The following is a 12,246-nucleotide window of genomic DNA, read 5'->3' as shown; positions in this document are numbered from 1 at the left end:
GCGCTGTCCTGGCCGGGTCGGACGCGCGGCGCCTACCTCCTGACTTCTTGCGGCGTGGCCCGTGAGCGGTAAGAGCGCTGTCCATGCCCTATACGCCCATCATCGGCACCCTCGGCTACGTCATGTCTCCGGACGGGACGAAGGTGCTGCTCATCCACCGCAACGCACGTCAGAACGATGCGCACCTCGGCAAGTACAACGGGCTCGGCGGGAAGATGGAGCCTGGCGAGGACGTGGTCTCCTGCATGCGCCGCGAGATCCGCGAGGAGGCGGGCATCGAGTGCACGGAGCTCACGCTGCGAGGCACCATCAACTGGCCCGGCTTCGGCCCCAAGGGCGAGGACTGGCTGGGCTTCGTGTTCCGCATCGACCGCTTCGAGGGCACGCCGCACGAGCGCAACGTGGAGGGGACGCTCTCGTGGGTGCCGGTGAAGGACATCATGAGCCTGCCCTTGTGGGACGGGGACCGGCACTTCCTGCCGCTGGTGTTCGATGCGGACCCGAGGGCCTTCCACGGCGTCATGCCCTACGCGGAGGGCAAGGCGGTGAGCTGGTCCTTCACGCGCATCTGAGACAGCGATTTCCCCTCTCCCCCCGGGAGAGGGACGGGGTGAGGGTGCCCGTGCCCGTGGCTCACTCCGTGCCGCGGAAGGTATCACACGCCTCGACGGTGCCCTGCTCGAGCCCCCTGCGGAACCACTCGACGCGCTGCGCCGAGGAGCCGTGGGTGAAGGACTCGGGGACGACATGGCCGCCCGCGCGCCGCTGCAGCGTGTCGTCACCGATGGCCGTGGCGGCCCTCAGTCCCTCCTCGACGTCGCCCTGCTCGAGAACCTGGCGCTGCTTCTGGGCGTGGTGGGCCCAGATGCCGGCGAAGCAGTCGGCCTGCAGCTCCTGACGGACGGAGAGGGCATTGGCCTGGGCGGGGGACATGCGGCCACGCATGGAGTGGACGCGCTCGGCGATGCCGAGCAGGTTCTGCACGTGGTGCCCCACCTCGTGGGCGACGACGTAGGCCTGGGCGAAGTCACCGGGAGCGCCGAAGCGGCGGTCGAGCTCGCGGAAGAAGCCGAGGTCCAGGTACACGCGCTGGTCCAGCGGGCAGTAGAAGGGCCCCACGGCGCTCTCCTGGACGCCGCAGGCGGACTGCACGGCATCCGAGAAGAGGACGAGGCGGGGCTCGGCATAGCGCACGCCGAGGGGCTCGAGCAGCCGCGGCCAGGTGTCCTCGGTGTCCGCGAGGATGACGGAGACGAAGTCCTGGAGCTGGGCCTGGGCGGGGTCCACCAGCTGGCCCGAGCCGCCCGTGCCCACGCCGCCCGAGGGGCCCTGGGGGTCTCCGGAGAGGACGACGGAGGGGTCCCCCCCGAAGAGCATCACCAGCAGCGCGACCACGAGGCCCACGGCCCCGCCTCCGGCCACCAGCGGGCGCCCCACGCCCATGCCCCGCCGGTCCTCGATGTTCGAGCTGCGACGTCCCCCTTGCCACCTCATTGCGTGCCCCTCCTGTCGAGCTCCCTTCCCGCTCCAAGGTAGGCAGCGTGACACATGCCAGGGACCCGGGGACCGGGGTGCCCGGGTGGAGGGGGAGCAGGCGGGGAAGCAATCGCTCAGAGGCGGTTGAGAACGAGCTGGGCCATCAATCGTGCGTGGGGGTTTTTCGAGAGCTTCGCGAGCTGGAGGACGTCCTCGCGTACGGCTTCACCCAGGTGCACAAGGCCCCAACCCGCTTGAGATCTCACCTCCCAGGCGGAGTCCTCCAGGGCGGCGAGGAAGCAGTCCTTGGTTCGGGGGTCCCGCAGTTCGCCGAGCGCCATCGCGGCCTGCTCACGGAGCCTCGGAACCTCGTCGGTCCCGAGGATTTCCAGCAGGCGAGCCAGGTGGCGGGGGTCCTTGGCCCGTGTGGCCTTCATCAAGCCCCGAAGTCGATTGGGAGCCTCGGTGCTCTGAAGGAGTGCCTCGACGTCTTCGTGCGCTTCCTCGCGCCCGCGCCTGCTTTCGGCGGGCCCGAGCTTCTTCTCGAGGAGCTGGACGAGCCGCTCCACGGAGTGGGTGCGGAGATCGATGTAGCCGACGATATCCGGCACCCCGGGAAGGGGCGTGTCGTCGAGACGCACGGGGAGGATGTACTCGCGATGGCTCCGCAGCGCGTGGGCCTGGGCGCTTCGCAGCTCGTGGCGTGTCCAGGACTTCTCCACGTAGTGCTTGGAGATGAAGAGCAGGCAGTACCGGGCCGCTCCCCTGTAGACCTCATCGAGGTGGGCGGTCAGGTCCTTTCCCCAGAGCGTGTGCTGCTCCCAGAGGTCATAGAAGACGCGATACCCCGCGTCGGACAGGCGCCGGGCGCAGTGCTCGACGACCTCGCGGTCCTCGCCGGCGAAGGACAGCGCGATGTCGTAGGCGTGGGAGCCTGGTGCGCCGCGAGGCTCCGGGAGGGGCTTGCTCGGGGGCGCCCTGGCGGGGGCCCGCTTCAGATTCAGGGGATGCTCGCTGTAGGGCTGGCCGGGAGGAACGTTGTCCTGGTCCTCGACGAACGTCTTGTTCTTCTCCGACCAGCGCCGCGGCCAGACGCGCAGCACGAGCTGGCCCCCGTTCTCGAGGAACACGGCCGCCAGGTTGTAGCCGTGGCCCGGGCTACCCCCCGTGGCCGTCTGCTCACCGTGGGCCGCGCCCGAGACGACACGCACGAAGCTTCCCCCGGCCCCCGAGCGGGCCTGCTCGGAGTCCGCTTCGTGCACATGGCCGGAGAGGTGGAGGTGCGCGTGGTTGCGGATCCACGCGTCGGCATTCTGCTCGTCCGCGAGCCAGTGGCCGCGGAAGGGATGATGGCTCAGCACCACGATGCACTCATGGGGCTCGGGGGGGGGCAGGAGCAGGGCGCGCGCGAGCTGCTCGGTGCCGAGCCAGAGCCGGCCCCGGTCGGCGTCATCGGCGGAGAGCAGTGCCGTGTTCAGCCCCACCAGACGCAGGCCGAGGCCTCCGGGTAGCTCCAGGCGGTGTGTCCAGAACAGGCGCTCCTCGGGGGCGGGGGCCGTGCCGGTGCAGGCGGGAGCGAACCCGGCGGCCCAGGCGAGGTAGTGGGCCTGGCGCCGGGCGAGCAGCGCGCGCCTGCGGGGATCGGCCAGCGCGGCATCCAGCTCCAACCGGCCCTCGCGGACATCCTCGACGAGCCGGGCGATGGCCGGCTCGTGGTCCGCGGAGCGCTGGACGTCATGATTGCCGGGCACGGTGAAGATGCGTGAGGGCTTGATGCCGAGTCCCTGTCCGACGTTGCGCAGCCATTGGCTGGCGGCCTGGTACTCGGTGCTCTCCGCCTGGCCGTCTCGCACCCGGGTGGCACCACTGAAGGCGATGTCGCCTGTCACCAGGATGAGCTCCGGAGGGGGAACACCCCGGGTCCGTACGCGCGTGAGGTCCGCCTGGAGGCACGACAGGACGAGATGCTGGTTCCAGCCATGGGCGGCGCTGCCGTGACCGAAGTGGATGTCCGACAGGTGGAGCCAGGAGATGATCGGTTTCAGGAGCGTTCTCCCACCGCGGCAGTCTAGCCGGGCGATGGGATGGCAGGCGAGCGGGCCTCCCCTCACACCGCGTATGGGGTTCCCGCGGTGAATTCAGACAGCGAGAATCATCCTGTCTTCCAGTACAGTGTCGATTCTAATGACGGTGACGGTGGACTCGCGCATCTCGAAGTTCCTCCAGCGGTTGGCTTTCGTCGCGGCGGGCATCGGTGTCATCGTCGGAGCCGTCGTCCTGGTGGGCGGCTGGTACCTCGGAGTCGGGGCCCTGACGGTCCTGCTGCCGGGCATGCCCGCCATGGTGCCCCATACGGCGGCCGGGCTCATCCTCCTGGGCACGGCGCTGGGGCTGCTGAGCCCCGTCACTCCCTCACCACGCCAGCGGTGGGGGGGCCGCGTCTGCGCCTCCCTGGCCAGTCTCCTCGGTGCGCTCACCCTCGCCGAGTATGTCTTTCTTCTGGGGTGGCTCGGCCCGTTGCGCTCCTCGCCCCAGACCGCGCTCTGCTTCCTCCTGCTCGGCCTGGCCCTGGTGCTGCTCGACGTGGAGACCCGGCGGGGGCACCGGCCCGCGCAATCCCTCACGCTCAGCGTGGCCGTGCTCTCCTGGACGGCCCTCATTGGCTACGGCACGGGCGCTTCCCAACTCCATACGCTGCCGGGCTTGCCCGACGGCATCGGCATGGCCCTGCACACCTGCTCGGTCTTCTTCGTGCTGTGCCTGGGGATTCTCGGGGCCCGGCCCACCCACGGGCTGATGCGCACCCTCACCGGAACGCACGCGGGCAGCGCCATGGTGCGCCGCCTGCTGCCAGCCCTGCTGCTCGGCCCCTACGTGGTGGGCCACCTGTCCCTGCTGGGCACCCGGGCCGGCCTCTACTCCTCCAGCACGGCCTTCGCCCTCGTCACGGGCATGCTGACCTTCTTCGGACTGCCCTTCGTCTGGTCGGCGTCCCGCAGGCTCAACCACGCCGGGCTCGCGCTCGAGCAGGCCTGGCGCACCGAGGTGCTCCAGCGCGCGTGGCTCATGAGCATCATCGAGCAGATGCCCGACGGGGTGCTCATCCTGGACGAGCAGGGGCACATCCTCGTGGCCAACGCGGCCGCCAAGTCGCTGTGCGCCAGTGACTCCGGCGGGCTGGATGCCTTTGGCAACCGGTACCTCTTCGATCTGCGCAGGCCCTCCGGCGAGCCCGTGCCCTGGGAGGAGGTGCCCTTCGTGCGGGCCGTGGCCCGGGGCGAGCTGGAGGCGGGCATCGAGCTGTCGCTGTGGACGCGGGAGGGGCACGGGGTGCCGGTGCTGGCGAGCGCGACGCCCATCCAGGGGCGCCAGGGAACGCCGGGCGGAGCCGTCGCCATCTTCCGCGACATCTCCCCGCTCAAGGAGCTCGAGCGCCAGCGGGAGGAGTGGACCTCGGTGGTGGCCCATGATCTGCGCCAGCCGGTCAGTGTCATCGCCCTGGCGCTCGATGCGCTGCGCCATGACACGCCCGAGGGCCCGCCCGCGGAGCAGCAGGAGCCCCTGCAGTGGATCGACACCAGCGTGAGCAACCTGCGCCGGATGATCGAGGACTTGCTGGATGCCTCGCGAATCGAGGCGCGGCAGCTGCGGCTGGAGCGGCAGCCCGTGGCCCTCACCGAGCATGTGCACGTGTGCGTCCGGCGGATGGAGGGGCAGGCGGCGGGCCGCGCCATCCGCGTCACCGCTCCGCAAGAGGCCCGGACGATGGGGGATCCGCTGCGCATCGACCAGGTGCTCACCAACCTGCTCTCCAACGCGGTGAAGTACGGGGCGCCGCACACGCCCATCGACGTCGAGGTCATCCGGCTGGAGGACGAGCTGCGGGTGTCGGTGTCCAACGAGGGGCCCGGCATCGCGCCGGAGGAGCTGCCCCAGCTGTTCCGGCGCTTCCATCGCACGGCGGGGAGCCACAAGCAGGCGGCGGGGATCGGCCTGGGCCTCTACATCTGCAAGGGGCTCATCGAAGCGCACGGGGGCCGGCTCTGGGCCAGCAGCACCCCCGGCCGCAGGACGACCTTCTCCTTCAGCCTGCCGGTGGTGGAGCGGGAGGAGCCGTCCGTGGCCTCGCGGACGCACTGAGGCCGTGCGCCGCGCGGCGCGTGCTCAGCGCAGGGGGCGCTTGAAGCAGTAGCTGCTGGGCCCCACTTCGAATTTCTCGACGGTGACGAGCTCCCAGCCCTGCAGGCCCGCGGCCTTGAGCTGGGCGGTGATGGCGTCGGAGCGCGATTGGCCAAACCCCCAGGTGGGCTCCATGCAGTAGTAGTCCCAGCGCGGCATGCCCGTGTCCGTTTGCGCGCGCGCGGGGGGAACCCACTGCACGCGCGAGGCGGCGCAGCCGGCCAGGAATACGAGTGCGAGCAGGAGGTGGCGGCGGGTCTCGGTCTTCATGCGTCTTTCTCCTCGGAAGGGCCGGGGTTGGAGGGGCCCTCGGAGGCCGGTACCCTACGCCATCCATGGCTCAGCCCCTCTCCCCGCCTCCTTCGTCTCCACCTCCGGCCTCGACCCACCCGGTGGGCTCTCCCGAGGGCGACGCCCCGCGCTTCGGCTGGCTGCCCGCGCCGGGCTCGTGGAAGTTCCACCTGCTGCTGAGCGCGGTGGCCATCTTCATCCTCGGGCCGCTGGGAGGCATCGCCGCCTCGTACATGAACTTCAGCCTGGGCTTCTTCGTGGGCGGGCAGGTGCTGGCCGGCATCCTCGGCAGCGCCGTCACCTACGGCTACGGCCCCGAGGGCAAGCACGGCGCCAACTACATGCAGACGATGGCGGCCTCGGTGGCCTCCATGTGCGCCATGTCCGTGCTCATCCAGGCCATGGTGTGGCTGGGCATGCCGCAGCCTCCGGCCTGGCACCTCATGCTCTTCGTGGGCTGCGTGGGCATGTTCGGCGTGGGCGTGGGCATGCTCTACACGCCGCTGCTGGTGGACCGGCTGCAGCTCGACTACCCCTCGGGCTACGCGGTGGCCAACATCCTGCGGGCGCTCACCGACAAGCGGCTGCTCAAGGCGTCCATCGCCAAGCTGGGCGGTGGTACGGGCCTGGGCGCGCTGGTGGCGGCGCTCACCGAGCGCGTGGCGGCCGTGAGCGCCTCGGGCCTGAGCGCGTCCACCATCGGCGCGGGCATGGTGGTGGGCAGCCGCATCACCGTGCCGGCCGTGGTGGGAGGACTCCTCGGGTATGCGTTCACCCCGTACCTGCGGAGCATCGGGTGGCTGGGGGCGGAGGAGCCGTTCCGCAAGATTGGCTTCCTCATCGGCCTGGCGATGATCTGCGGCGCGGCGGTGGTGGACCTGTCGCTGCTGGCGGTGCAGGCGGTGGAGCGGGTGCGCAACCGGGCGAAGGCTCCGGCTGACGAGGTGCCCGCGTGGAAGCAGGTGAGCCTGCCGAAGCTGTTCGGCTGGGTGGGCTTCTGGGGCGTGGCGGTGGTGGTGGTGGCCACGCGGATGCTGGAGCAGCCCCTGGGCTTCATCCTCTTCGGTCTCGCGCTGTCGCTGCTCTTCGTGCTCATCAACGGCATCGCCTACGGCATCACCGACCAGAATCCCATCTCCAGTGCCTTCGTCATCTCGGTGCTGTTGATGTCGCTGCTGGGGCTGAAGAACCCGGTGGTGGGGGTGATGGCCGCGAGCATCCTGCTCATCTCCACCTCGGTGGGTGTCGACATGCAGCAGGACCGCTCCACGGGCTGGCGCCTGGGGACGGACCGCACCCTCCAGTTCCGCTACCAGGTGATTGGGATTGTCATGGGCGCGGTGCTGTGCGTGGGGCTGGCGCGTGTCTTCATGAGTGCCTACCCGGTGCTGGCCATCAACCAGCTGGACAACCCGGAGGCGCCGGTGGGCCAGTGGAGCTCGGCGATGACGTACAAGTTCGTGGGAGCCATCCGCAGCCTGGGCTCGCTGTCGGAGCACACAGTGAAGGCGCTGCTGTTCGGTCTGGTGCTGGGCTTCGTCATCGAGGTGGCGCGCAAGGTGCTCAAGCGCAACGCGCGCTACCAGGGCTTCCTGAAGGGCTCGCGTGCGGGCTACGCGGTGGGCTGGACGATGGACTCGGTGCTGCTGTCGAGCCCGTATGCGTCGTCCTTCGGCGGCTTCGTGAACCTGCCGTCGGCGCTCTGGTTCGGCGTGGGAGGCCTCGTGTCCTCGCTGTGGAACACGCTGACGAGGAAGGGGGCGCCGCACGTGGCGGGCTCGCCGGGCGAGGGCGAGGCGTTGCCCGAGGACATGAGCACCACCTCGCTGGTGGGCGGCGGGCTCATCGCGGGCGAGTCGCTCTACTTCCTCTTCGTGGGTCTGGCCGGACTGCTCACGCTGCTGTGGTGAAGCGGCGCATCACACGATTTTTTGCATCATCTCCCGTCCTGCTGGCTCATCCAGGGATGAGGCACGGCGCTGCTGAGGCTCGGCGTGCCGGGGCTTCATGTTCACCCCCTCCGCAGGACAAACCTTGCAAACACACCCACGTCTTCCTGGCCTCGCCGCATGGCTGCTGCTCTGCCTTGCCGCCTGCACCTCTCAGCCGACCGGCTCCGTCCAATTCGCGGCCTCCGTCCAGCAGGCCCTCTCCGCGGGGGACGTCACCCGCGTCAAGGTGACCGTCTCCGCCTTCGATATGTCACCCCTCGTCGCCGACCTGGCCCCGTCCAGCGGCTCCTGGGGTGGGCTCATCAGCGGCATTCCCGCTGGCACCAACCGCTCCTTCCTCGCCGAGGCCTTCGACGCCTCCGGCACCCTTCGTTTCCAGGGGCGGGTGTCCGACGTCTCCATCTCCCCGAACCAGACCACGGCCGTCGCGATCACCCTTCAGCAGACGCCTCCACCGACGCCCTACGACAATGAGACCCCCCTCATCGACTCCGTCGTCGCCTCCCCCACCTCCGTCAAGGCAGGCGGCGCTATCCCCCTGAGGGCGACGGCGCATGATCCCAACGCGGGCGACACCCTCACCTGGGCCTGGACCGCCACCCGCGGCTCCTTCTCGGACCCCAGTGCCGCCATGACCTCCTGGACAGCGCCTTCCTCCCTGGGTGTCCAGGTCCTCACCCTGACCGTGACGGACTCCCAGGGGGCCGCTGCGTCCGTCTCCATCGCCGTCAGTGTTGTCTCCGGCGACTCGACCAACGCCCAGCTCGACATCTCCTTCAACCACTGGCCCGTGGTCTCCAAGGTTTCGGCCACCCTCACCCAGCTCGACGCGGGACAGGCCACCGAGGTCTCCGCCCTTGTCTCGGATATGGATGGGGATGCGCTCTCCTACCAGTGGGCCGCCTCCGGCTCCTGCCCGGGTACCTGGACGAATGCGACCTCCAGTACCGCCACCTTCGTCCCGTTCTCCGTGCCAGCCGGCGCCTGCAACAACTGCCGTCTCACCGTCACGGTCCAGGACGGCCGCGGTGGGCAGACCCAGGGTGCCCTCAACCTCTGCGTCACCACCCCCTCCCTCGAGCGCTTCCCGCCCCTCTTCACCTCCTTCAACCAGTCCTCCTCCGGCGCCCCGGGCAAGACGGTTTCCTTCGAGGTCACCGCCAGGGACCCCCAGGACAGCTCCCTGACGTTTGCCTGGACGGCCAATACCGGCTCGCTGGCCGCGGCGGAGAGCACCGCCACGAGCAGCCGCGTCGTGTGGACGGCTCCTGCCTGCGCCGTGACGGGTGTGCCTCCCACCATCACCGCTGTCGTCACCAATGCCTACGGCCTCTCGGCCTCCATCCCCTTCGTCCCTTCGGGCCTGCCGGCGTGCGCGCCTGGCTGGGCCCCCACGGGCTCCATGGCCGTGGCGCGCGATAGTTCCATCGCCATCCTGCTCTCCTCGGGCAAGGTCCTCGTCCTGGGAGGACACCTCGGTGGCCTCGCCGCGACGAATGCGGCGGAGGTGTATGACCCGGGCCCGGGCACCTGGCGCACTGTCGCCTCCATGGCCATCCCTCGCTTCGAGACCACGGCGACGCTGCTTCCCAATGGCAAGGTCCTCGTCTCGGCGGGATACCCCGGTGGTAGCACTCCCCTCGCGGAGGTGGAGGTGTACGACCCGGGCTCGGACACCTGGAGCGCTACCGCCCCCATGCTCTCGGCTCGCAACGCCCATGCGGCGACGCTGCTGCCCAACGGCAAGGTGCTTGTCTCGGGGGGATGGCATCGCGGCCCCCTTGGGTCAGCGGAGGTGTACGACCCGGCCTCTGTCACCTGGAGCGCTACCGGCTCCATGATTTCAGGTCGCGCGGGGCACACGGCGACGCTGCTGCCCAACGGCAAGGTGCTCGTCGCGGGGGGAAGTATCGATGGGAGGGGGACCACCAACATCAATGCGGCGGAGGTGTACGACCCGGCTTCGGGCTCCTGGAGCGCCACCGCTCCCATGGCCTCGGCTCGCGTGGGGCACACGGCGACGCTGCTGCCCAATGGCAAGGTGCTCGTCTTGGGGGGATACGACGGGAGCAGCCATCTCGCCTCGGCGGAGCTGTACGACCCCGCCTCGGGCACCTGGAGCGCCGCCGCCTCGATGGCCTCACCTCACCCGCATCTCAAGGCGACGCTGCTGTTCAGCGGCAAGGTGCTCGTCTCGGGGAGCAGCTCCGGCTCGCCCCCCGCCTCGTCCGCGGAGGTGTACGACCCGGACTCGGACACCTGGAGCGTGGCCGCCGCCATGGCCACACCTCGCTTCGGCCACACGGCGACGCCGCTGCTCAACGGCCAGGTGCTCGTCTCGGGGGGGAACAACGGGAGCTTCCTCGCGGGGGCGGAGCTGTACACGCCCTGACCCGGGTTGGACCCCTCCTCTGTAACTCCTACCGCTGTACTTCCTACCGGTTCCGGCCCTGCCCCCGAGGGCATGTCGCACCAACCCCCTGAAATCACAGGCTTCCTGTCCGAGAACCACGCTGGCACGCGGGATGCTCTATGTCCGCTGCGTAAGGTGGGTGGGGCAGGACGGGTTGGGTGGGTAGGACGGGCGGGTGGGGCAGGACGGGCGGGTCGGTCGAGGGCGGCGGGTAGGGGTTGGGGGGGTTGGGGGGAGCAGTACGGAAGGGTGAAGAGTGGGGACTCTTCGGGGGTAGTGCCTGGGGCTGTACGGGGGTAGTGCCGCGGGGAGGAGCTGCTTGGGGGCGGCTCCTCCCCGAAGTTTTTGCGGGCGCTGGCTCCCTACCCGTGGGTGCGCTTGCCGAGCACCTCGCCCTCGGCGGACAGCTCGTAGACGAGCGGCACGCCGGTGGCGAGCTCCAGGCCCACCACCTGCTCGCCGGTGAGCTTGTCGAGCTTCATCACCAGGGAGCGGTTGGAGTTGCCGTGGGCCACCACGAGCACGTTCTTGCCCAGGCGCAGGTCGCCGCTGATGGCGCGCTCGTAGAAGGGCAGCACGCGCTTCGCGGTCATCTCCAGGGACTCGCCATTGGGGGGCGGGATGTCATAGGAGCGGCGCCACTTCTTCACCTGGTCATCGCCCCAGCGCCTGGCGGCGTCCTCCTTGTTGAGGCCCTGGAGGTCACCGTAGTGGCGCTCGTTGAGGGCGGCGTCGCGGATGACGGGGATGCGCTGGCCGAGCGACTCGAGGATGAGGCCGAGCGTCTCCTGGGCGCGGGTGAGGGCGGAGGTATAGGCCACGTCGAACTTGAGGCCCTTGAGGGACTCGGCGGCCTGCCGGGCCTCGGCGCGGCCCTTCTCCGTCAGGGGCACGTCCACGAAGCCGGTGAAGCGGTTCTCATGGTTCCACAGGGACTGTCCGTGTCGGACGAGAGCGAGGATGGGCATAGGCGCGCCCCCTACTTCAACCCGGGCCGCGCTGTAAACGCCTCACTTCTGGCGCGCATCCTCCAGCGTCAGGATGAGCCGGGGCGCCCACTCCTTGCGAGCGTGGTCCTTCGAGGCGAAGTCCACGCCGTTGCGCGACTCGGTGACGAGGGCGAAGCCATACACGCCACTGCCCTTCACCGCGGCCGTCACGTCGTACTCCACCCAGCTGTGGTTGGGCACTGCGTCCACGTCGCCCAGCGGCGCGCCCGTCAACACGGGGGAGTGCTCCCACGTGAGCGAGTCCTCGCTCCAGTCTGTGGAGGCCGGGTACAGCTTCGGCCCGTCCGTGCTGCCATCCATCGCGTACAGGCGCAGGGTGGCACGGAGCACCGGCGCTGGCAGCGTGGGCACCTCGAAGCGCAGGAACGCCGCGCGCCGGTTGAGGTTGTCCGCCACCAGCTTGTGCGAGACCCCGTAGTTCGTCTGCGGCAGGGCCTCCTCGGCATAGGCGTCCGCCGCGAGCCCGCAGGCGAGCATCCCCGTCCCCAGCTCCATGGCGTCCCGGCAGCCTGGGCCCACCTCCTGCCCGCTCGTCGACGCGTCTTCACCGCACCCGGCCAGCAGCGCCAGCACCGCCCACCCGGTGACACCCCTGACACCCCAGCGCACACCTTGCTTCATGCATCCCCCCTGCTTTTCCGCCCGCGAGTGGTGCACCGGGGATGCCAGCAGGTGGGCGCCCGACAAACCCGACTCATCCGCGAAACCCCGTGCGCGTGGGGCCGTGGTGCGCTCACTGGGGGAAGGCACGTTGCCCTCGGGGTGCAGGCGCGTGGGCAGCGTGGGGCGTGGTGGCGCCTGCTCCCGTCCTCCGGGGCAGGGCCGTGTGGGGCACCCGACGGGTTCGGATCCCGTCGGGGACACTGAAACTGGGGCCGGAAGCTGCTGAAACTTCAGCGGTTTCCGGCCCCGGTGCTTTCTGGGC

The 12,246-nt window shown here is 69.9% G+C and carries 9 protein-coding genes; 4 read left to right on the top strand and 5 right to left on the bottom strand.

Annotation, left to right across the window (positions count from 1 at the left end; genetic code table 11):
• Window positions 1-83: 83 nt before the first annotated feature.
• Entirely contained in the window at window positions 84-572 is a 489-nt protein-coding gene (locus tag NR798_RS43615; protein ID WP_375768531.1) for an NUDIX domain-containing protein, read from the top strand.
• Window positions 573-633: 61 nt separating this feature from the next.
• Here NR798_RS43615 and NR798_RS43610 read toward each other — a convergent pair whose 3' ends face one another.
• Window positions 634-1,494, bottom strand: coding sequence for a neutral zinc metallopeptidase (locus NR798_RS43610; RefSeq protein WP_375768530.1), 861 nt, complete (start codon window positions 1,492-1,494; stop codon window positions 634-636).
• A 116-nt stretch (window positions 1,495-1,610) separates the two neighbouring features.
• Window positions 1,611-3,587: a TIR domain-containing protein gene (locus NR798_RS43605; RefSeq protein ID WP_375768529.1), complete on the bottom strand. Its 1,977-nt coding sequence runs from the start codon at window positions 3,585-3,587 to the stop codon at window positions 1,611-1,613.
• A 73-nt stretch (window positions 3,588-3,660) separates the two neighbouring features.
• On the opposite strand from NR798_RS43605, the gene NR798_RS43600 reads away from it, so the two are divergent.
• On the top strand, window positions 3,661-5,616 hold the full coding sequence (locus NR798_RS43600) for an ATP-binding protein (RefSeq protein WP_375768528.1): 1,956 nt from the start codon (window positions 3,661-3,663) through the stop codon (window positions 5,614-5,616).
• 24 nt (window positions 5,617-5,640) lie between these two features.
• Here the strand turns inward: NR798_RS43600 and NR798_RS43595 are convergent, their stop codons facing one another.
• Window positions 5,641-5,925, bottom strand: a complete 285-nt coding sequence (locus NR798_RS43595; RefSeq protein ID WP_375768527.1) for a hypothetical protein — start codon at window positions 5,923-5,925, stop codon at window positions 5,641-5,643.
• Between the two features lie 65 nt (window positions 5,926-5,990).
• Here NR798_RS43595 and NR798_RS43590 point away from each other — a divergent pair, with 65 nt between their 5' ends.
• Window positions 5,991-7,856 carry an OPT/YSL family transporter gene (locus NR798_RS43590; protein WP_375768526.1) on the top strand — a complete coding sequence of 622 codons (1,866 nt, stop codon included), beginning with the start codon at window positions 5,991-5,993 and terminating at the stop codon, window positions 7,854-7,856.
• A 97-nt stretch (window positions 7,857-7,953) separates the two neighbouring features.
• Window positions 7,954-10,290, top strand: a complete 2,337-nt coding sequence (locus NR798_RS43585; RefSeq protein WP_375768525.1) for a kelch repeat-containing protein — start codon at window positions 7,954-7,956, stop codon at window positions 10,288-10,290.
• Window positions 10,291-10,673: 383 nt separating this feature from the next.
• Here NR798_RS43585 and NR798_RS43580 read toward each other — a convergent pair whose 3' ends face one another.
• Together NR798_RS43580 and NR798_RS43575 are read right to left on the bottom strand one after the other, a co-directional pair.
• Window positions 10,674-11,279, bottom strand: a complete 606-nt coding sequence (locus NR798_RS43580; RefSeq protein ID WP_375768524.1) for a 2,3-diphosphoglycerate-dependent phosphoglycerate mutase — start codon at window positions 11,277-11,279, stop codon at window positions 10,674-10,676.
• Between the two features lie 42 nt (window positions 11,280-11,321).
• Window positions 11,322-11,942 (bottom strand): DNRLRE domain-containing protein, encoded by a 621-nt coding sequence (locus NR798_RS43575; RefSeq protein WP_375768523.1) that lies wholly within the window; start codon window positions 11,940-11,942, stop codon window positions 11,322-11,324.
• Window positions 11,943-12,246: the final 304 nt, after the last annotated feature.

The sequence above is a fragment of the Archangium gephyra genome, from assembly GCF_042230915.1.
GTDB classification, from domain to species: domain Bacteria; phylum Myxococcota; class Myxococcia; order Myxococcales; family Myxococcaceae; genus Archangium; species Archangium gephyra_B.
The sequence above is the reverse complement of the archived record's forward strand: the minus strand, read 5'-3'. Positions and strand labels throughout refer to the sequence as shown.

Excerpts from the sequence above, each read along its gene's own strand:
- NR798_RS43615 (WP_375768531.1), top strand. The coding sequence starts at position 84 with ATGCCCTATACGCCCATCATCGGCACCCTCGGCTACGTCATGTCTCCG.
- NR798_RS43610 (WP_375768530.1), bottom strand. The coding sequence starts at position 1,494 with ATGAGGTGGCAAGGGGGACGTCGCAGCTCGAACATCGAGGACCGGCGG.
- NR798_RS43600 (WP_375768528.1), top strand. The coding sequence starts at position 3,661 with ATGACGGTGACGGTGGACTCGCGCATCTCGAAGTTCCTCCAGCGGTTG.
- NR798_RS43595 (WP_375768527.1), bottom strand. The coding sequence starts at position 5,925 with ATGAAGACCGAGACCCGCCGCCACCTCCTGCTCGCACTCGTATTCCTG.
- NR798_RS43590 (WP_375768526.1), top strand. The coding sequence starts at position 5,991 with ATGGCTCAGCCCCTCTCCCCGCCTCCTTCGTCTCCACCTCCGGCCTCG.
- NR798_RS43585 (WP_375768525.1), top strand. The coding sequence starts at position 7,954 with ATGTTCACCCCCTCCGCAGGACAAACCTTGCAAACACACCCACGTCTT.
- NR798_RS43580 (WP_375768524.1), bottom strand. The coding sequence starts at position 11,279 with ATGCCCATCCTCGCTCTCGTCCGACACGGACAGTCCCTGTGGAACCAT.
- NR798_RS43575 (WP_375768523.1), bottom strand. The coding sequence starts at position 11,942 with ATGAAGCAAGGTGTGCGCTGGGGTGTCAGGGGTGTCACCGGGTGGGCG.